This is a genomic window from Nitrococcus mobilis Nb-231 (assembly GCF_000153205.1).
In the GTDB taxonomy this organism is placed as follows: Bacteria; Pseudomonadota; Gammaproteobacteria; order Nitrococcales; family Nitrococcaceae; genus Nitrococcus; species Nitrococcus mobilis.
The window spans coordinates 2098915-2117327 of the sequence record NZ_CH672427.1 but is presented as its reverse complement, the minus strand read 5'-3'; the positions used below and the strand labels follow the sequence as shown (position 1 = coordinate 2117327).

The following is an 18413-nucleotide window of genomic DNA, read 5'->3' as shown; positions in this document are numbered from 1 at the left end:
CGTGCGGTATCCTGCGGATGCGGCGCCACCGCAGCGGCAGGTCGCTGTGGCTTACAGGTTTTGCTGCCCTTGAGTTTGGCCGGCGCGCGGCGGTTGTGGCGCCATCAATTGCTCGGTTATCCGCAATGCCACGCCAGCCAGGTTGTATCCTACGCCGGAGCCGACCATCATCACCAAATCCCCTGGGCGGATGAGCCCTTGCTCTATGGCATCATCGAGCGCCATGGGCAGACAGGCCGAGCCGGTATAGCCCCATTTGTCCATAATGGTATGGGCCCGAGTGACCGGTAGCCCCAAGGCGCCACACACATCCCAAATTGTGCGCTGATTGATCTGCGTGAAGATGGCCTGCGCCACATCCTGAATTCGAAACCCGCACTGCGTGGCGAGCGTGCGCACAAGCGCGATCCAGCCTTCATGGTTGATTTCGGGCGGGTAGCGTTCATGCAATCGGACGCGCGTTCGCCCGGCCCGCACGGCGGCTTGCGAGGCGGGCTCGGCCGTGCCACCCGCATAAATGCCCCAGTGTTGGGCGTAGCGGCCGTCGGCTCGAAAGGCGCTGCCGAGAAAGCCGGGTTCGTCGCCGGGCTCCACAACGGCGGCACCGGCGCCGTCGCCGTAGAGGAAGATCAATGGGTCCTCCGGATCAGCCAGCCGATGCATAAGGTAGGCGCCGGTGACCAGTATGGTTCGCAGCCCCGGATTGGTCGCCAGCAGCCCGGCGGCGACGGCCAATGCGGTTGGGAACGAGGCGCAGGCACAGCCGATATCGAAGGTGCCGGCGCGGAACGCGCCGAGCTTGGCCTGAACGACGGTGGCGGTGGCCGGGGTGAGGTAGTCCGGGGAGTCTGTGCCGACGATGATCAGATCCACTGCCTCGGGCGAGCGCCCGGCACGCTCCAAGGCTTGGCGGGCGGCGGGCAGGATCAGATCGGAGGTGGCCCAATCATCGGGGGCATACCAGCGCTGGCGGATACCGGAGCTCGCGGCGAGCTTAACGATGCTCTCGGCTCGCCCCAGGGCGGCGAAGCGAGCCTGCAGCGCTTCATTGGTGACCCGGTGCGCCGGAATATAGCGGCCTGTGGCGATCAGGTTTGCGATGCGGGCCATCAGTACTTCGAAGGCGATGTTTAGACACAGCATGATTGCAGAACTGGCGGCGGGGGTCGATACCGGGCCGTCAGCGGGTACCGGTTTCTTTGGCTGGGTCAGCGCCTTTCGGTTTACCCGTCACGATCGCCGGCTGTGGACCATGGCAAGGGAGCGCGGGTTGCAACGGGGTAGCGCTCGAGGCGCCTGCTGGCGGGATCGCGGCCCAGCCAGCCGAGCCAGCGCCAAGCCTCGCCGGAGACTTGCACGATGCGATTGGCCAACGGGTCTAACGATGCCCAGGCCCGATCAGCGAAGTGAAAAATGGTGCGGATTGCTTGCCATTCGCCAAGTCCCACAGCCGCAGCGTGCCGCCGAAGGAGGTCGAGCCGAGGCGGCGGCCGTCGAGGGCGAAGGCGCAGCCGCAGCCGCGAACAGGGCGCCTATATGACCGTCGAATACGCCGAGAACAGCATTCCTTGGCGTGTGGGTACGAAAAGTTGCGGCCGGCGCGTACAGCGCCTATGGTGCAGTGTGCGGCAGATCCACCGCGCCGTCCACACGGCGGCGCAACCATTGGCTGCGGTAGCAGTGCGCGCCCTCGAAGTCGGCCTCGTTAAGGAGCCCATCACGGAACACGGTGCCGGTCAGATCGGCGCCGGCGAAGCGCGTGGATCGGGTCCGCACCCGCAGGCACTCGGCACGGGCAGTTGGGTGTCGGTGAGGTTTGCCCCTTCCAGATCGACGTGTTGCAAGAGCGTACCTTCGAGCCTGGCGCCACGCAGCACATGCCGCGCAGGTTCAGCGGCGGCGCGCCGGGGCAGCCTTCGATGCACTAGCCGCGCAAATCCGCCCTCTCCAGGCGGAACCCCGCCATGTAGTGTAGATGAGGACTGCCATGCGGAAGGCTCTAATAAAATTGTTGCTTCGCACACTGCCAGTCGTTTGTGTCTTTGCTGTGGCCACCCCCAGTCTTGCTACCGAAAATGGCAGCACACACTACGTGCCAGGGGCTATAGCAACGCTGATCGATCTGGCACCCACCCAACCCGGTTGGGTGGCCGAGACGGCGTACCTGCACTATGAGGCCGATGCATCGGCTTCCCGCCGCCTGCCGGTGGCGGGTGAAGTAGTGGCCGGGCTTAATGCGCGTATGGATGCGTTGTTGTTCGGCGGTTTTTATACGCTGGATCAGACGGTATTAGGTGCCCGCTACAGCGCCGGAGGGTTTCTGCCATACGTCTGGATGGATGTAAAGGGGCGGATCGATACCCCGCGGCGTAGTATCAGCCGAAGCGACAGCGTGTCGGGTATTGGCGATATCATACTGCTCCCGGCCATGCTTGCCTGGGAAAAGGACTACTGGCAGTTCAACGCTCTTCTGCCAATTTACGCTCCCTCCGGCCGCTATAAAGAAGGCCGTTTGGCCAATACCGGTCTTAACTACTGGACCTTCGATCCGACGGTCGGGGTTTCTTACAATAATGATCAAAACGGCTTTAATGCGGCACTGCATACAGGCCTATCGTTTAATACCGAGAATTCGGAGACCGACTACCAGAGTGGCAACCAGTGGCATTTGGAGGCAAGCCTTCAGCAACTGCTGCCCCTGGGGCCGGGGTTTCTCGGTGTTGGCACAGAGGGTTTCTATCTCACGCAGATCAGCGGTGACAGCGGTGCCGGCGCCGTCAACGGCGATTTTAAGGGGCACACCGCCGGCGTTGGTCCAGTGCTGAACTACTTCCTCCCTGGCAGCAATGGCAACTTGATCGCCGAGCTGCGTTGGTTGCCGGAGTTGAGCGTCAAGCGGCGTCTCGAGGGCGACTACGTTTGGGCCAAGATCGTGTATCAATTCTGAGCGGCGCTCGAGTCGGATTGGTTCGGGGACCACCGGTAGGCGAGCGGCGCAGTGCGCACCACAATGAAATACGGTTTAGTTGAACTGCCCCGATTTTCCCGGAGACTCCAATTGTTGAGAAAATGGGCCATGAAGACGCCGACGAGGTATTTTCTCCGAAGTAAGAGTGCGCGGTTCAGATGTCTGAATCGACGAGACGAAGTGTGGCGATAAGGATGGCGAGGTTGGAATCATCGGCTACGAGAGAGACCTCGCTTAATCGTCTCTTCTGGAAGCGCCAGCTGCCGCGGCCGCTGGCAGGGATCCACCGGAATTTGAAGGCCTAAGTATCATGCCAACAAAGATTATAATTATTACCGTTTTGCTGGCTGGATTGTTCGGCGTGGCCTTCGCTGAGGGCGATGAGCAGCGTGTTTTCGGTTGGGTGGAAATGGCGACGATCGAGCCCTGGGGTGCCGAAGCGAAGGCCAAGCTCGACAGCGGCGCTCTTACCTCATCCATGCACGCTGAACACGTTGACGGGTTTGAAAAAAACGGTGAGCAGTGGGTGCGTTTCACCGTCGAGATCAAAGACGAGGCCAAGGGCGAGATCGTATCGAAAACGTTCGAAAGGCCGCTATACCGCGATTTGACGGTCCAGGGTGCCGGCGGTCAAGACCATCGCCCCGTCGTTCTTATGAAGCTCTGCCTAGGGGATACGGTTTACGAAGAGCAGTTCAGCCTGGAAGATCGCGATGATATGAATTACCCAATCTTGTTGGGTCGGCGGACCATTCAAAGTCTCGGTCTCATCGATGTGACGAAGACTTTTTTGCATGGGCCCAGCTGCGGTGATGGCTCAGCCGTGCAGAGCCATCAGAATAAGGAGCTTGACCCGGACATCGGCATCTAGTCGGCCTTGAACAACTCCTAACACATTGACGGGTTGGTGCTTCGGGCATTTCGGCCGTGCCTCACGATTTCGTCGAAAAGCGATAGCCCGTGCCCCGCACCGTTTGGATTAGGCGATCGTGGCCGCGACCGGCGATCGTTTTGCGCAGGCGCCGAATGTGCACGTCCACGGTACGCTCCTCGACATACACATTGGTGCCCCATACGTGGTCCAGCAACTGGCCGCGACTGAACACGCGCTCCGGGTGGGTCATGAAGAAGCGCAGCAGGCGGAACTCGGTGGGGCCGATCTCGAGCGTATCCTCACCGATCCATACGCGGTGGGCCACCGGATCGAGCGTTAAGCCCTTCACCTCGATCCGCTCATCGCCGGACAGCGGCGCCGCCCGGCGCAGCACCGCCTTGATCCGCGCGAGCAGTTCGCGCGGCGAGAAGGGTTTGGTCACAAAGTCGTCTGCGCCTACCTCTAGGCCGCGGATTTTATCCTCCTCCTCGCCACGGGCGGTCAACATGATGATCGGCACATCACGATAGGTCGGATGCCGCTTCACCCTCCGGGCAAAATCGATGCCGCTCATGCCCGGTAGCATCCAATCCAGCAGCACCAAATCCGGTACGATTTCATCAAGCAGGGTAAGGCCCGCCTCTCCCGAGTCGGCCTGGTGCACGCTGTAATCGCTCCGGATCAGCGCCATCGCAATCATTTCGCGAATGGCCGCTTCGTCCTCGACTATCAAGATCTTGACCATCACTCGCCTGCATCCCGCGAGACTCCTATGCATTACAATTTACTAGAATGACCGTTTTATGACAGTCGCGCGCGGTCGGCGAAGAGTTCAACGTTTATTGAACGCGACCCAGGGTGGCGCCGGTACGCGGAGTCGAGAGAGGAGGGGAGTCCATATCGTCTGACTTATTCGATAATCGCCCTTCGGCAGGGTTCTCCTGAGCGTAGCCGAAAGGCTCAGGGTGAACGACTAATCTATTGATGCTCCATACTTTGTGCCCGCTCGTGCTGAGCCGTGAGCTTGACGAACGGTCGAAACACGAGCGGAGTAAACCAGAATGGCCAGAATGGGGCAAGTAAATAAAGGTAATCGTATCAACGAGTGGTTTGTGCCTGCCTTCGGCCCGCTAAAATTTCGTGTCCTGGTCGGGCTGCTGTTTTTACCCTATACGGGTATGGTGCTTTCTTACACGATGATTGGCTCAATGCTGGCCCCTGTCATACATGGGGATCGTGCTATTGCCATTCTAGTAATTTATTTTCTCGCGCTAGGGATTGGAGCTCACGCTCTCGATGCCTTTGGCAGCAAGGAAGTCAAGCCCTGGGGCGAAGTCTTCACCGCAGTACAGCTCTGCGCGCTGGCAATATTAGCACTCAGTGTTGCGTACGCTATCGGTATTTACTATATGCTCTTTTATGCACCGCTACTTTGGGCGATCGCTATTCCAGAGGGTTTTTTTGTCTTAGCCTATAATTTGGAGTGGTTCAATGGCCGATTTCATACTGACGGATGGTTCGCCGTCTCCTGGGGAAGTCTGCCGGTGCTTGCTGGTTATGTTTTGCAAACCAATCAGATTTCTTGGACCATTCTGCCGATCGCCGCTTCGATGGGTTTTTTTAGCCTGGTAGAAATCAAGGCATCACGCTCCTACAAGGTGTTAAAGCGCGCTCACTGTGAAGACGAGTTCGAAGACCATATGGCGCGAATACAGATTCTAGAGCAAATATTAAAAAGCATTAGCCTGGGCGTTATACTGCTTGGCCTTGGCTTGATAGTTTGGCGGGTTTTGTCTTAAAAGAATAAGGAGTCTGGGCATGGATTTCATTGACTATTGGGTGGACATCCGAGCCCGGCTGGACAAAGAGCTAACAAGACAAATACCTAAGCTTTTTTCCGCTTTCGGACCGCAGCAAATCAAAACAGTTCAGTATATTATCAACAATGGCAAGCGTATCCGCGGCTGCCTGGTCTGCTTGGTGAACCACGCTTTGGGGGGCCAGATCGCGGATGCGTTGCCGAGGGCAGTGGCCATCGAGTGCATTCAGGCGGCCTCGCTCATACACGATGACTACGTAGATAATGACACGATCCGCCGTAAGCGCCCCGCAACCTGGACAGTTGAAGGGCCGCGACGAGCCGTGTTGCTGGGCGACATGATGTTTGCAACGGCAATACAGTCGATGGTGGAGCTGAGTAATGCAGACGGGATCGCGGTAACGCGTGCCATTGCCACGGTGGCCAACGGCGCTTACCAGGAGCCCCTTTTGCTGGCAAAGCCCGCAGCGGGTAGAGCGCTTGACCTAAACGAACAAACTATTTACGAGCGCATTATCTATCTTAAGACGGGAGCACTCTTTGGGGCCGCCTGTCAGTTGGGTGCCATTGCCGCAGGCGCTCCCGAGGAACGATGTGCCCATGCTTATGCCTTTGGTGCTCGAACCGGAGAAGCTTATCAGATCGCCGATGACCTCGTTGAGTTTGTTAGCGTATGGGGGGCCCCACAGGAACACACCGAAAGATCGCCAGCTCTATTTCCTGTACTGAACTTCTTTTGCTATAAAACCGGACTGACCATTCCCTGCCATCTCGCTGAGTCACAACATAGCCTACACGATTGGTGCCAATACATAGGAATGGATTTTATCGGCTATATGAAGCATGAAATTGATGCGCGTGTGAAATCAGCAGAATCCTATGTTGGGCAATTCCCCAGTAACATTTATGGTAAAATGTTGGCGGAAGCACCTGCTAAAATAGTGGCAATGATGTCTTGTTTTTCTGCTCTAGACCCATCGACTTGAATTTGGCTGTACCATTGTAATTAAAGGTGAAGCTTTCTGGCTGTAACGATTGCTGAGCCATAGAGCGTTAGATGCTCTGTGCAGATGCTATCAAACCCGTTCGTCTTGAGCAGATCGTTAAGTTCGGAAACCCAGCGAGACTTCTCTATGAGTTGCGGCAACCCGTAATATATTTCTCGCCATTCAGGGAAAAATGGCGTGCCAAATACCTGTAAAAATTTAAAATAAATTCGCCAAATTATGACGAGGTAAGGTTTGGGTGGAAAGGTGAAATCATGCATTAATAATAAGCCGCCGTCTTTGAGCATCGACCTGCTGTTATGAGTGAGGCGCTTCAGTTCGGCGTATTTGGCGAGATAGGAAGAGCTCACGCAGTCAAAGGGCATTTTTGAGTAATAGTCCTCCGCGCGGCTCAACACCCATTCGATGTTGTTTATCCCGAGCCGTTCGGTTTTCTCACGGGCAATATCCAGGTACTCTTGTCGCAATTCCACTCCAACCACATGGCAGCGTGGATAACGTTTGGCGATGGTCCGCGTTGATATACCTGTGCCGCAGGCGAGATCTAGGATACGTTCGGGATTATGCGGCATAAGCGCTACGAGCCGGTGCTTCCAGCGCCGATCGATACCAAAAGTGGCGAGGTTGACCATAAAATCGTAGCTTCGGCCAGTGCCAGCAAAAAACCGCTGCACGAGCGCGAGCCTGTCATCGGGTTGGTTCATAGCGCTGCCTTGAGAACCGAGTCGATTATCCAGGCCTTAATGGTCTCTTCACTGCTGGCGAGGCACTGCACTATCCATGCGCTTCAGCACGGATTTTCTTGTAGGCCCCCGTCTCAGCTCGACCTGGATCACCTCGGTCGCAAGCCGAGCGAAGTCCTCGCGAGCCACCAGCGTCGAGAGCCGCTGCGGGTCACTGTTGCCCCCCGCCGATCCCCCGCCAATGCACATCGGTGGTATCAACGGTGTTGCGATAATTCCAGCTTGCTACATAGACTAGCTGGCCCATCAGCTCGGTGCCGCCGTGCTGATGGGCCAGCTCCCCGATCTCCCGGAGTCGTTGCCGGTCCTCGGTGAGGGTGGTGCAATCGCTAGCCTCCCGACCGGATTCCGCGGCATCGAGGCGCCGGCACAACTCGGCCACCTCATCGGCTAGGGCATCAACGTCGATAAGCATTGGGTAGCCTCCCTTGTCGCGATCTCAGCGTGTTGCGCGAGCCTACCGCTAAATAGGCACATCATGCCAACTCGGTGAGCGATTGTTACCCTTTTAGCCGGGGCGGTTCCTACTGCATATCGACTCCGGTGTGCGCCGATTATCCCGCCGAGGTGGCAATAGCGTAGTCGGATTGCTAACCGCCTGCTCGGAAATCCCTCCCGGTTTCGGCCAATCCGTAGCGACATTATGCTAATCTCTCACTGAGCTTTCCTTCTACGCGGCAGGTTCACGAAATGGCTTTAATTAAATGTAGTGAGTGTGCCAAATATGTCTCGGATAAAAACTCCGTGTGTTCATATTGCAAGGCGGTCCTTGCCAAGGGGAATCCTACGGCAAGTCAACATGAGGGACCCAAATGGGAGTCTGCCGGTCTTTTCATGGCATCGACCGGTGCATTGGCGCTTTTCTTTTTTAAGCCTCCCATAGGCATGGTAATGATTTTATCAGGATTGATCGTATATGGGGTCGGAAAGTTTTTAATTGGGAAATACATATAATTTTAGCCGAACCATTAATCCTATCTTGTCGCTTTCTCAGTCGCTGGCTTGGCATTTTCAGGTGGTGCGGGGTCGAACCACCGGAAGAACTGGCCTGGGGGTAGGCAGGCGCGGTCCTCGTGGTTAGGACCGCCGCCATGACCTGCCGCCCGACCTGAGACGGGAAGACAATCATCTATACTGCTTATCAGGGACTGTGCTGCGCTATGACGCACCAATAGGTATATTGCGGAAGGTACCGATGGCCGTGGGCGTTTGGGTGAGGCGAGACAGCGCGAGTGTGCAAACTTGTTCGCCGCGCATTTACGGCGCACGGCTCCAGTCCTTGGATTCGGCGGCTCACCGCTCGGTCCGAGAGAAGGCTTTCCGGGGTGAATATCTCCAGGCCGGTACCGTAAGCGGGACGTAGGTAAAGGAGCCAGCGATGAAGCATGAGTTTGCTGTTCTCTCCCATATCCACTTGCAGCCGGAAATAACTTTTGAGCGCCCGGCCGAACCTCCCGAAATCGTGCACTGGGATAGCCCGGCCGTGGAGGTCATGACGGATTTCCGCCGTGTGAGGCCAATAACCGTCCCCCCGGAGGTCTCGATCGATACGGCTTTAGAGAGGATGAAGCGGGTCGGTGTACGCCTGCTGCTGGTCATCGACGAGCACGAGCGGATCATCGGCGTCATTACCGCTAGAGACATTCAGGGCGAGCGGCCCGTTAAGCTGGTTCAGGAAACCCGAATCCCGCATGCTGCGATTCGCGTGGAAGCCATAATGACGCCGCAACCGGAAATCGTCGCTCTTAATATAATCAGCGTTCGCAATGCCTTGGTAGGCCATATCGTCGAGACATTGCGGGCGCTCGAACGCCAGCATGTGCTCGTCTTGGAGGTCGATGAGGCCACCAAGGCTCAGCGGGTGCGAGGCTTGTTCTCGACTAGCCAAATCAGGCGCCAGCTAGGCGAGAATATTAACGCCGACATCCCGCCGGCGCATTCGCTTGCGGAAATGCAGCACGAGATCGGCTAACCGATGTTGCGCCGAATAAAGTCCAGCGTTTCCCGATCGCACCCCGCATGGGGCGGGCCGCTTGCGCCACCTTGGTGCGGTGGTGCGTAACTCAGGCTGAGACGATCGGGTGGGAATGGTGTGAAGCGCGTACCGTATACTTTCTTGTGTACCTGCCGCAACCATTTGGAAGTGAAAAATGACGGAGGAGAACGACACCTCGACCCAGGTGTTCAATGTGTGTGCTTTGCTGCGAGATGATGGCGTGGCTGCAAATACGGCGCAGCTGATAGTGATCCACGGCCGCGGCGTCGGTCAAAAAGTTGAGCTAAACCGCCCGCGCATCACTATCGGGCGCCGTGATACGAATCATCTTATCTTGGCTTCGGCTACCGTAAGCCGTGAGCACGCCTACGTTGCTTGTGAGGAAGATCGCTATTCCATTGTGGATAGCGGCTCTCGCAACGGCGTTTATGTCAATGGACAGAAGATTCCGGCCGGCCGGGAGTGGTGTCTGAGCCACGGTGATAGCCTCGCTTTGGGAGAGCAACTGCTCTTGTTTCATTGTCCCCAGCGTTTGTTCAATTCGCAAGGCTTGTTTGAGATCAGTATTGATCGAGGCAAGGTCAAACAGGAGGTCGATGACCTGCTGATTCGCGTTCTCGGTTCTGACGGCGGTACCCAGCGCCGTCTCGTCGAGGCGGATAAGACGACAACACGCTAGTCGGCGCCGAAAGTCAAGGCGAGCGAGCCGTTGCGCAGTTTGTGCTTGAAATTCTCGCGTGCCCGCAGGTAGTGCTCGGTAACGTGGCTGAAGTCAAACAGCGTTGGTTCGACGATATGAGGGTTCAAGAGCAAGAGGGTAACCTTATCCCGGTAGCGCTGCCGCGCTTCCTTGAGCTGATACCCCCATAGTGCCTCCTCGAGTGCGTAGATGCTCTGCACGAAGCGGTGGATGAAGCCGTGTGCGGGTTTGCGGCGCTCATCGCCGCTGAAATGGGTGGCGATCAGCAAGAGCTTGCGCTTGTCCCCGCTGCGCAGGTGCTCGGCGATCGGCGAGATCAATGGGGTCTTCTCTACTAATCCGCCGTCGTAGTAACCACATTCCTCGCCTTCGAGGGCAGGCCGCGGGGCCAGAATGCCGGGCAGGCTCATACTGGAGAGGATAGCGGGTAACAGCAGTCCCTTGCGGAAGACCTTGCGGCGATTGCGGCCGTCGTCGCTACAGGCGATGCAGCGAAACGGGATGGTACAGCTTTGAAAGTCTTTGACCTTCAGGCCTGCATCGATCAACAAAGCAAGCCGTCGGCCTTGGATGAGGCCATCGGGTAGGAATCGCCCGAACGGGCGTAGCAGCAAGGAGCGCAGGATGGCCACGTGGCATAGATCGACCGTATCTTTAGAGTCGAGATTACGGATTGTGGCGAGCATCTCGGCGGCGGTGGTGCCGGTGGTCCAGCTTCCTCCGACGATTGCACCGGCGCTGGTTCCCCAAAGCTCGCTAATATGCTGCTTAAGTTCCAGCTCTTCAAGCAGGTGGATGAGGGCGATATTGCCGCACAATCCCGCGGTGGAGCCACCACCGAGCGAGACGACCAGGCGATGTTCGCCGGCCGTTGCCAGGCGGTGCAGCGTGCTGTAGTCCTCCGCTTCCAGTTGCGATTCGATCGTTTTTTGACGATCGAGGCTATTCGTTGCGGCCATGTTCCGGCCGCGGGATGGCCACCGGATTCGGCCCGAGCGTTTGCGGCTTCCTATGGTTAGCATGCATTTCCGTCGGTCATAAGACGTGCGGCGATGGCGATCAGTTCTTTGGTCAACGGATGCTGTGGCTGGCATCCGACGAACAGCTCCCGGCTGCCGAGTATGGCCATCGTTGCGTCCAAAGGCAGAATACCGATCACCTCATAGCCATAGGCTGAACGAATCTGGTTGCGCATCGTCTCCGAATCAACGCGTTCGGCTACTTTGTTGACCACCAGATAAATGTTAGGCACTTGCAAGCGGCTTGCCACCTCCAGTAGGACCGCTGTTCCATGGTAATCCTGTTTGTCCGGCCGCAGGAGGATCAGCAATTGATCGGAGATGGCGGCGGTGAGCAGGGTTTCCCGGTTGAGTCCCGGATGCGTGTCCAGAAACAGGAAATCGAGTTGTAACTCGGCGATGAGCTGCTTGAACTCTCTACTAAAGCAGTGGACATCATAGCCTTCGCCAACCACGCGGGATATGTCGTCCACCGCCAGGCTGGAGGGTAACAAATAGAGCTTGCCGGCTGAATCAGCCAAGCCGCAGTTGTGATCGATATCGTAGACCGTTTCAGCCAGCTCGCATTTGCCGAATACGAAATCGGAGAGAGTGTAGACCATGCGCTCGGGCTCGATACCGAAGATCAGGTGAACCCCGGGCGATTGGATGTCCGTATCCAGCACGGCAATGCGCTGTCCTCGCTTTGCCAGCAGGAAGGCGAGGTTTGCTGTGATGTTGCTCTTGCCGGTTCCGCCTCGGTAGGAGTGTACCGATACGATTTGCGCCATCGTCATGCCCCTTGTGATTGTTGCATCCGCTAGAGCCCACCAGGGTCTTGCGATGCTGCTCTACCTTAATTCTAGATTCTGTATCGATCCTAGGGCCATCCGACCGGTTGTATGGGTGAGCTTCGGGCGGTGATCTGGCCGGGAGGCTCACAGGGTTATGTTCGATTGTTTACCCGGACAACTCTTTCAATAGAAAAGGTTTGCTAATAAAAAACGTTTTCTGATTGGCCGGGGCGCATCCTGGTGGCTCATCGTAATCTCCGTCCTATAATTAAATTATTGAAAATCATATAGGTACTTTTAATTTTCACCTTTTGCAATTTACGGCATGCAATTTGCATTACGTTAGGCAACGAGGGCATTGTGCTCTCGGAATGAAAATCTCTGCAATCGACAGTTAGGAAGGAGTGCAAGATATGGCGAACATTATGATTCGTGACCTGAGCGTGGCTAAAGCGTTGGACCGGCAGGCGAGCCGGCGAGTAAAGGGTGGAGTGAATGGCGGTTGGGGTGGTGGGTATTTGAAGCCTTTCCCGTCTCCTATTGTTCTGAATCAAACGATCACTCCGCAGATTCAGGTCGCCGTCATCAACAATACGGTGGTGGGGTTTGGCGATTTGAAGCCATTCGGTGTAAGCGGAATCATTGGTCAAGGCCAGCGCGCCTGAGCGTCCGGCCCTAAATAGGCGGGGGTTTCCTGCGACAACCCCCCGCCTATTTTGACTAGGTAATTACAGGAGAGAGCATCATGTCAGCACTCACGATCCAAGACCTCAATGTCGAGAAAACCCTGGATCGGCAAGCGCGGCTGCGTGTTGTAGGGGGCAGTAGCGCTCTGTTTGGGGCTCTGGCTCGTCAATACTCGATGCAACGCATGCTGCAGAAGTTCAGCCGCCGATTCCCGTTGCCGTTCGTCTTTGCGCAGACTCTGGCGCTCGGCGCGGGTGCCTCTCAGGTGCAGCATGCCGTTGTCCAGCAGACTGCGCTGGCTATCGGCGACAACAATCGAATCGAACAAAATGCCGTCATCGTTCAGAATCAAAAGGCCTGATTGGGCGGCGGCGGATTCGGCGGTCCATTTTGTGCGCGTGCCCGCATTGACCGCTGAGCAGCATGTACCAGACTTTAGGAAAACGAATCCATAGCAGCCCTTCTATACCTAGGGCGGTAGGCTTTGAAGAGGGCCACCAGACCATGGGAGTCCAGCGCTCGAAAAGCGGCAATGAATGCGCCGAACGGCCGTCGATGAATGCCTGCCGCACTCTTTTTGTCGGAATGAGTCTTGGGCTGCTGAGTGCCTGCAGTAGCTTTTTCGGCCCCGAGTACACGACCCCGCAGGCGCCGAGCAAGTCGACCTGGTCGGCGAATCCCACCGGGATTGCTGCTGCCAACGCCATTCAACCCGACTGGTGGCGTGGTTTTCAGGACCCTTATCTTAATAGCCTCATTCGGCAAGCCGTTGCTCAGGGCATAGACCTCAGGATCCTGGCGGGGCGCATCGCAGAAGCCCGCGCGGCCGTAGGGCAGGCGCAGGCAACGAGGCTGCCGACCGTAAATGCGACGACGCAGGCAAGCGTGACCCGTTCTCGTGTTGAGATTCTCCCTGGAGAGTTTGCCGATCCGACCACTACCCACCAGTACAGTGCGCGTGGCGCGTTGAACTGGGAGATCGACATCTGGGGTAAGCTGCGTAAGGGGGTCGAGGCTCAGCAGGCGGCCGTGCGTGCTTCGCAGGCGGATTGGCGCGCCGGTTACCTGACGCTTGCCTCCGATGTTGCCAGTATTTATTTTTTGATCCGCCAACTCGATGAGCAGCGTGGCCAGCAGCAAAAGTTCCTGGTAAATAACCAGCAGATTCTGGCGATCTATGAGAGACAGTACCGGGACGGGCTGGTAGCAAGGACCGCGGTGCTGCAGCAGCGCGCCGAGGGCAGCGATATGCGGCAGCTGCTATTGGAGTTCGAGCGCCAGCGCCAAGTCGCGGAAAACCAGCTGGCTACGCTCCTGGGTACGCCGGCTGGTGAATTCAAGGTGCCGGTCGTGGGGCAGCTCGAGCGTGTGCGCGTACCCCATGTCCCAGCTGGGTTGCCAGCCGATATGCTCTCGCGCCGGCCTGATATCATTGCCGCCGAGTATCGTGTGCTGCAGGCCTATGATCTGATCGGGCAGGCCCGGCTCGCTCGCTTACCGTCTTTTAGCCTGACGGCCAATGGTGGGGCCGTAAGCAGCGTGCTGTCATCATTGCTCAAAGGCTTTACGTTTGGACTTGCTCCGGCCATTAACGTGCCGATCTTCGATGCCTCGCTCAAGGCGAACGTCAATGTCAACGAGGCGCGCGCCAAAATCGCAGCGCAGCAGTACCGCAGGACCGTTATCACGGCTTATGAGGAAGTCGAAAACGCGTTGGTGAGCTTGGCTTTTCGTAAGAGGCAGATGCAAGCGCTCAAGGATCAGCTCAAGGATCTCAGAACCGTTAATGAACAGGTTAGGGCTCAGCTTAAGATCGGCCTGGTCTCGCAGCTGCAGGTCTTTGAATCGCAGCGTAGGCTGTTGTCGGCCGAGCTGTTGGCGCTTACGTTACACCAGCAGATTCTCAGTGACACCATCACGTTGTACAAGGCGTTGGGAGGCGGTTGGCCGTCGGAAATCGTCTCCAAAACGCTGCAGGAGTAACAGCCCCCGAGTGCGCCGTTTGGGGGCGGGTCGGCTATGAAATTCACGCTCAAGCCGCTGTCTCATCCAGAGCTCGGAGAGATCGTCGTGCGTGACGATCTCTTTACCGTCGGTCGCAACGAGGCACCTTTTGCCGCGCTTTCTGATGGGGCGGCCGTGGGCTTGTCAGCGAGCCACGCGAAGTTGTTCCGCCAGCAGGATACGCTGCATGTGGTAGACCTCGGCAGTCGTGGTGGCACGACCGTCAACCGCCGGGCCGTGCACAAGCGTGCGGTGACTCTACAGGATGGCGACGAGCTGTGTTTTGCGGGGCAGATATGCTTTCGAATCGAAATTTCCGAGCCACAACGGCCCGAGCCCGGCGCTGCGCCGTTGACGTTGGTTCTCGTACCGACGTCCGAGAACACTCCACTCGAGCCCATCGTCATCGATCACTTCCCCTTCCTGATCGGCAAGGATGTGGGTGTGTTTTCAGGCTACAAGACGCATTTTCCCGAGGAGAGCCGCTATATATCCCGCCGTCATGCGCTGATCTTTCGGCAGCAAGACGGCCTGTATGTCGAGGATTTGGGCAGCACTAACGGTACTTTCCTAGATGGACGGCGCCTGGTGACCGGTGCTCGGCTCGAAGACCGCGCAAACATTGCCTTCGGAGGGAAATTTTTCAGCTATCGCATGGAGTTGGGGCCGGTTGTGGCCGAGGCGTTCAGCCAAGAGCCGGGAACCATTTTCGTCACGGCGGCGGACTCTTTCCTCGATGCGTTCTGTCCGGAGGTCGATGCTCCGGCCGATACCGACGAGGCCAGCGCGGACAACCCGGCCCTTGCCAAGGCCAAGGCCAAGCGAGGCGTCGGCAAGCCGCGGCGCGAGGGGTTGTTCGGGCGAGTGCGCATTTTCTTGGCCGAGCTCAAACTGGCTTTTACCGATGAGCAGCCGAATCGTCCGAGACGCCGCTGGCTCTGGCTTCTGCCGGCCGGCGGGTTGCTGACGGTGGCGCTCGCGTTGGGCTTTTATCTCAAAGGCAGTCCTGAGCGAGCCATCCATGAACTCATGGCCGAGCAGCGGTATGCCGACAGCGCCGCAATGGCCGAGCGCTATCTGGAGGCGCATCCCGACAACGAACGGATCAGTCTACTCGGTACGGAGTCTGTAGCTAACCAGGTGGTGCCTGTCTGGATAGCACGGCTGGAGGACGGCGATTTCAAAGGGGCTGAGCAGGCCCTCGCATCCGCCGCTCAATTGAGCCGGTTCAATGACGATGCGCGGAAGATGCTGGCCCTGCTCGAATGGGCCGGCCGCTTGGAGCGATTCATAGTCGAGCGCGGCGGCCCCCAAGCCCCAATCGTCATCTTCCACGACGAGGCGTTGATCAGCGAATTGGTCGAGTGGTGGGAGAACGACTCCCGTGGCCATCGGAATCGGCTGACCCGGCTCATGGACTATGTGCCCGAATGCCGGCCCGTAGGGGCACGCGTGGCAAGCCACTTGGCGGGCCTGCAAAATGAGAAATCGAGCTATTTGCATGCGATTGCCCAGCTTACGCAAACCATTCGGAATGATTTGGCGGCCGATCGCGCGGGCGAATTGACGGACGTACTCAAGGCGTTCCAGAGCCAATATCCGCGCATCGGCGGTATGCAACGCGTTTGGCTGGATCTGGAGCGTTGGCAGGCGATTCAGACGGCGATTCGCAGCCAGGACCTCGATGCGGCGTTGCGGCTGAGTCGGCATGGCCAATTCGCGACGCCGCTGTTTCGTGAAGCGGCACAGGCGCAGATCGCCGTAAAGCTCCCGCCACCCGAAATCGCCGCAGAGTATGAAAAAGCGGAGCGCGCCTGGGCTGGGGGTGATTGGGATCCCGCCTTCGAGCTGTTGCAGGGGCTTGCCGGTCAGCCGTGGAGTAAGGTGGCGCAGCAACGGTTGCAGCGCTATAAAAAGGTTTTGCAAGATTACCGCGCGTTGCAGCAGGCCCGAGACAGTGCAGACTACGGAGGCAGGTTGCTCGCCTTCTATAATCGCTTGGATCCGATCGGTGATGCGCATATGCACCGCGCCCTCAACGGTGATTTCCAGACTTATCGAGCACAGGCGCTGCTTGATGTGCAGCACCAATTCCAACAGGCCAGCAGGGAGTGGTCGCGCTATCAGGCCAAGGGCGGCATCGATGGTTTGCTGCGCCTGGAGGATGTCGTCTCGGCTGCCTTCCGGCGCCAGGCCGGGGCGCTCTCGCGCGCCTTCGAGCAGGCGGGCCACATGATGCGCACCTATGCGCTGCTCCAGAAGGCCGCTCCAGCACCGGCTCAGCAGCTCTATGAGAATTTATTCGCCGAGATCAAACGTCAGCGCCAGTGGCTCGAGGACATGCGCATCGTAATGAATGCCTCGTTGTTGAAGGCCAAACTGGCGCTGCTGCCGGGCCCATTGGAGGCGGTTGACCATGAGCGATAAAAGGCCTGTACTTTACCAGCCGCGTTTGCAAGACGCTCTGGAGGATCACAGTGCCGAAGGAATCACGATTCTCTCCTCCGAGCCGTCGCGGCTGATCCGGGTATTGATTTTATTGCTTTTCGCGCTGCTGCTGGCGGGTGCCGCCTGGTCTTTTATCGGCCATGCCGATGTCATCGTCCAAGCCGGCGGTGTACTCGGGCCCGACGGGGAAGAGCGGCGCATTTATTCGCCGGTCGATGGTGAGTTGGTCAATATTTATCTCGCAGAGGGGATGCCCGTTGCCAAAGGTGACGTGCTGGCCCGGGTCGAAGCCGTCGATGCCATCCAGCTCGCGACCCAGGCCCTGCAGGCTAAGTTGAAGCTGACTGATGCCCAGCAGCAACATGATTTGCTCCCGGATCGCATCCGTGTCTTAGAGCAGCAGCTCAACCTATTGCGGGTTCAAATCGACCAAGCGCAGCGGTTGCATGATAAGCGCGTCAATCAAGCCATCGCCAAGCTCGGTGAAGAGCAGCGCATCAGGCTCGGTAAGGCGCGCGCGCAACTGAGGGAGGCGAAAAACGAGCTCGACTACGCGCGTGCGGAAGCCGAAAAGTATGAACGTCTATTCCGCTCGCCGGGCGGTGGTGGTCTCTCACGCCAGCAAGTGGACACCAAGCGCCGCGAGTATGCGGCCAAGCAAACCACCTATGATCTGGCCAGAGCCGAGCTGGCACAGTTCGAGGTCGATTTGAGCAAGGTGTACCAAAGCAGCCAGGCGGAGGTCCAGCAGACTGCAGAGAAGCTCTTGAGCCTGCGTACCCAGTATGCGCAAAAGAAACTCGAGTTGGCCACCCTGGAAAATGAGGGGCAATTGCAGCTGCGCATCGCGCGAGCAACCGCCGAAGGGGCGGCAAGGGTCAGCTTCGATGACATTGATGAGGAGAATTTGCTGTTGGTGCGCGCACCCGTCGCCGGTGTGATTACGAGATTGGCGTTGACCCAGCCGGGGGACAAAGTGGTCGCGGCGCAGCCCATCGCGAGCATCGCACCGGCCGGCGCGCGCCCGGTGCTGCAGGTGGCCATCGGGGAGACGGAGCGAGCCTTTTTGCAGGAGGGTATGCCGGCCAAGCTAAAGTTTCCTGCCTTTCCGTACCAGCGCTACGGCTTGATCGAAGGGACCCTGGAGTATATTTCTCCGACGGCCAGCGCAAATGCGCAAAACAAGCAGCCGACTTACAAAGGCCGTATCGGGTTGCAGCGGGACTCCTTTTCCGTAGGTAACACGCAGATTCCGCTGCGCTACGGCATGAGCGGTACGGCCGAGATCGTTGTGCGCAAGCGGCGTCTGATCGATCTAGCGCTGGATCCGCTGCGCGAGGTAACAGCCTGGTGATTCGGTTGCGCACCAGGCGCG

20 protein-coding genes are annotated in these 18413 nt (G+C 57.9%); 12 read left to right on the top strand and 8 right to left on the bottom strand.

Going from position 1 to position 18413, the window contains the following annotated elements; all coding sequences use genetic code 11:
- Positions 1 to 51 precede the first annotated feature (51 nt).
- Positions 52 to 1110 (bottom strand): 3-oxoacyl-ACP synthase III family protein, encoded by a 1059-nt coding sequence (locus tag NB231_RS09680; protein ID WP_050756089.1) that lies wholly within the window; start codon positions 1108 to 1110, stop codon positions 52 to 54.
- 31 nt (positions 1111 to 1141) lie between these two features.
- Here NB231_RS09680 and NB231_RS19660 point away from each other — a divergent pair, with 31 nt between their 5' ends.
- Positions 1142 to 1540: a hypothetical protein gene (locus NB231_RS19660; RefSeq protein WP_232210440.1), complete on the top strand. Its 399-nt coding sequence runs from the start codon at positions 1142 to 1144 to the stop codon at positions 1538 to 1540.
- Between the two features lie 71 nt (positions 1541 to 1611).
- On the opposite strand, the gene NB231_RS18580 is transcribed toward NB231_RS19660, so the two are convergent.
- Positions 1612 to 1776, bottom strand: a complete 165-nt coding sequence (locus NB231_RS18580; protein WP_005002226.1) for a pentapeptide repeat-containing protein — start codon at positions 1774 to 1776, stop codon at positions 1612 to 1614.
- Positions 1737 to 1877, bottom strand: coding sequence for a pentapeptide repeat-containing protein (locus NB231_RS20305; RefSeq protein ID WP_408634405.1), 141 nt, complete (start codon positions 1875 to 1877; stop codon positions 1737 to 1739). The genes NB231_RS18580 and NB231_RS20305 overlap by 40 nt, the downstream gene beginning before the upstream one ends.
- Before the next feature lie 215 nt (positions 1878 to 2092).
- Here NB231_RS20305 and NB231_RS09670 point away from each other — a divergent pair, with 215 nt between their 5' ends.
- Positions 2093 to 2947 (top strand): SphA family protein, encoded by an 855-nt coding sequence (locus tag NB231_RS09670; RefSeq protein ID WP_232210439.1) that lies wholly within the window; start codon positions 2093 to 2095, stop codon positions 2945 to 2947.
- Positions 2948 to 3278: 331 nt separating this feature from the next.
- Positions 3279 to 3839: a retropepsin-like aspartic peptidase RloA3 gene (gene rloA3 / locus NB231_RS09665; protein WP_005002222.1), complete on the top strand. Its 561-nt coding sequence runs from the start codon at positions 3279 to 3281 to the stop codon at positions 3837 to 3839.
- Positions 3840 to 3900: 61 nt separating this feature from the next.
- On the opposite strand, the gene phoB is transcribed toward rloA3, so the two are convergent.
- Positions 3901 to 4587 carry a phosphate regulon transcriptional regulator PhoB gene (phoB, locus tag NB231_RS09660; protein WP_005002220.1) on the bottom strand — a complete coding sequence of 229 codons (687 nt, stop codon included), beginning with the start codon at positions 4585 to 4587 and terminating at the stop codon, positions 3901 to 3903.
- Between the two features lie 316 nt (positions 4588 to 4903).
- Here phoB and NB231_RS09655 point away from each other — a divergent pair, with 316 nt between their 5' ends.
- The gene (locus NB231_RS09655; protein ID WP_232210438.1) at positions 4904 to 5641 is read left to right on the top strand and encodes a UbiA prenyltransferase family protein; all 738 of its coding nucleotides are present in this window, start codon (positions 4904 to 4906) and stop codon (positions 5639 to 5641) included.
- A gap of 19 nt (positions 5642 to 5660) precedes the next feature.
- Positions 5661 to 6647, top strand: a complete 987-nt coding sequence (locus tag NB231_RS09650; RefSeq protein ID WP_005002214.1) for a polyprenyl synthetase family protein — start codon at positions 5661 to 5663, stop codon at positions 6645 to 6647.
- 20 nt (positions 6648 to 6667) lie between these two features.
- Here NB231_RS09650 and NB231_RS09645 read toward each other — a convergent pair whose 3' ends face one another.
- A complete protein-coding gene (locus NB231_RS09645; RefSeq protein ID WP_005002212.1) occupies positions 6668 to 7372 on the bottom strand; it encodes a class I SAM-dependent methyltransferase in 705 nt (234 codons plus the stop codon).
- Positions 7373 to 7562: 190 nt separating this feature from the next.
- On the bottom strand, positions 7563 to 7826 hold the full coding sequence (locus tag NB231_RS09640) for a hypothetical protein (RefSeq protein WP_005002206.1): 264 nt from the start codon (positions 7824 to 7826) through the stop codon (positions 7563 to 7565).
- Positions 7827 to 8789: 963 nt separating this feature from the next.
- Between NB231_RS09640 and NB231_RS09635 the strand changes: the two genes are divergently transcribed.
- Positions 8790 to 9383 carry a CBS domain-containing protein gene (locus tag NB231_RS09635; RefSeq protein WP_005002204.1) on the top strand — a complete coding sequence of 198 codons (594 nt, stop codon included), beginning with the start codon at positions 8790 to 8792 and terminating at the stop codon, positions 9381 to 9383.
- 178 nt (positions 9384 to 9561) lie between these two features.
- Positions 9562 to 10086, top strand: a complete 525-nt coding sequence (locus tag NB231_RS09630) for an FHA domain-containing protein (protein WP_005002203.1) — start codon at positions 9562 to 9564, stop codon at positions 10084 to 10086.
- On the opposite strand, the gene NB231_RS09625 is transcribed toward NB231_RS09630, so the two are convergent.
- Entirely contained in the window at positions 10083 to 11066 is a 984-nt protein-coding gene (locus NB231_RS09625) for a patatin-like phospholipase family protein (protein ID WP_005002201.1), read from the bottom strand. The genes NB231_RS09630 and NB231_RS09625 overlap by 4 nt on opposite strands.
- A gap of 56 nt (positions 11067 to 11122) precedes the next feature.
- Positions 11123 to 11896, bottom strand: coding sequence for a MinD/ParA family ATP-binding protein (locus tag NB231_RS09620; RefSeq protein ID WP_040663734.1), 774 nt, complete (start codon positions 11894 to 11896; stop codon positions 11123 to 11125).
- A 416-nt stretch (positions 11897 to 12312) separates the two neighbouring features.
- On the opposite strand from NB231_RS09620, the gene NB231_RS09615 reads away from it, so the two are divergent.
- The 5 genes from NB231_RS09615 to NB231_RS09595 all read left to right on the top strand — a co-directional run bounded on the left by NB231_RS09615 (position 12313) and on the right by NB231_RS09595 (position 18392).
- On the top strand, positions 12313 to 12564 hold the full coding sequence (locus tag NB231_RS09615) for a hypothetical protein (RefSeq protein WP_005002193.1): 252 nt from the start codon (positions 12313 to 12315) through the stop codon (positions 12562 to 12564).
- A gap of 80 nt (positions 12565 to 12644) precedes the next feature.
- Positions 12645 to 12947 carry a hypothetical protein gene (locus NB231_RS09610; RefSeq protein WP_005002191.1) on the top strand — a complete coding sequence of 101 codons (303 nt, stop codon included), beginning with the start codon at positions 12645 to 12647 and terminating at the stop codon, positions 12945 to 12947.
- Between the two features lie 194 nt (positions 12948 to 13141).
- A complete protein-coding gene (locus NB231_RS09605; protein ID WP_232210437.1) occupies positions 13142 to 14569 on the top strand; it encodes an efflux transporter outer membrane subunit in 1428 nt (475 codons plus the stop codon).
- Between the two features lie 36 nt (positions 14570 to 14605).
- Entirely contained in the window at positions 14606 to 17017 is a 2412-nt protein-coding gene (locus NB231_RS20045) for an FHA domain-containing protein (protein ID WP_005002189.1), read from the top strand.
- The gene (locus NB231_RS09595; protein ID WP_005002187.1) at positions 17007 to 18392 is read left to right on the top strand and encodes an HlyD family efflux transporter periplasmic adaptor subunit; all 1386 of its coding nucleotides are present in this window, start codon (positions 17007 to 17009) and stop codon (positions 18390 to 18392) included. Before NB231_RS20045 ends, NB231_RS09595 begins: the two co-directional genes overlap by 11 nt.
- Positions 18393 to 18413 lie beyond the last annotated feature (21 nt).

Excerpts from the sequence above, each read along its gene's own strand:
- NB231_RS09680 (WP_050756089.1), bottom strand. The coding sequence starts at position 1,110 with ATGGCCCGCATCGCAAACCTGATCGCCACAGGCCGCTATATTCCGGCG.
- NB231_RS19660 (WP_232210440.1), top strand. The coding sequence starts at position 1,142 with ATGATTGCAGAACTGGCGGCGGGGGTCGATACCGGGCCGTCAGCGGGT.
- rloA3 (WP_005002222.1), top strand. The coding sequence starts at position 3,279 with ATGCCAACAAAGATTATAATTATTACCGTTTTGCTGGCTGGATTGTTC.
- phoB (WP_005002220.1), bottom strand. The coding sequence starts at position 4,587 with ATGGTCAAGATCTTGATAGTCGAGGACGAAGCGGCCATTCGCGAAATG.
- NB231_RS09655 (WP_232210438.1), top strand. The coding sequence starts at position 4,904 with ATGGCCAGAATGGGGCAAGTAAATAAAGGTAATCGTATCAACGAGTGG.
- NB231_RS09650 (WP_005002214.1), top strand. The coding sequence starts at position 5,661 with ATGGATTTCATTGACTATTGGGTGGACATCCGAGCCCGGCTGGACAAA.
- NB231_RS09645 (WP_005002212.1), bottom strand. The coding sequence starts at position 7,372 with ATGAACCAACCCGATGACAGGCTCGCGCTCGTGCAGCGGTTTTTTGCT.
- NB231_RS09640 (WP_005002206.1), bottom strand. The coding sequence starts at position 7,826 with ATGCTTATCGACGTTGATGCCCTAGCCGATGAGGTGGCCGAGTTGTGC.
- NB231_RS09635 (WP_005002204.1), top strand. The coding sequence starts at position 8,790 with ATGAAGCATGAGTTTGCTGTTCTCTCCCATATCCACTTGCAGCCGGAA.
- NB231_RS09630 (WP_005002203.1), top strand. The coding sequence starts at position 9,562 with ATGACGGAGGAGAACGACACCTCGACCCAGGTGTTCAATGTGTGTGCT.
- NB231_RS09625 (WP_005002201.1), bottom strand. The coding sequence starts at position 11,066 with ATGGCCGCAACGAATAGCCTCGATCGTCAAAAAACGATCGAATCGCAA.
- NB231_RS09620 (WP_040663734.1), bottom strand. The coding sequence starts at position 11,896 with ATGGCGCAAATCGTATCGGTACACTCCTACCGAGGCGGAACCGGCAAG.
- NB231_RS09615 (WP_005002193.1), top strand. The coding sequence starts at position 12,313 with ATGGCGAACATTATGATTCGTGACCTGAGCGTGGCTAAAGCGTTGGAC.
- NB231_RS09610 (WP_005002191.1), top strand. The coding sequence starts at position 12,645 with ATGTCAGCACTCACGATCCAAGACCTCAATGTCGAGAAAACCCTGGAT.
- NB231_RS09605 (WP_232210437.1), top strand. The coding sequence starts at position 13,142 with ATGAATGCCTGCCGCACTCTTTTTGTCGGAATGAGTCTTGGGCTGCTG.
- NB231_RS20045 (WP_005002189.1), top strand. The coding sequence starts at position 14,606 with ATGAAATTCACGCTCAAGCCGCTGTCTCATCCAGAGCTCGGAGAGATC.
- NB231_RS09595 (WP_005002187.1), top strand. The coding sequence starts at position 17,007 with ATGAGCGATAAAAGGCCTGTACTTTACCAGCCGCGTTTGCAAGACGCT.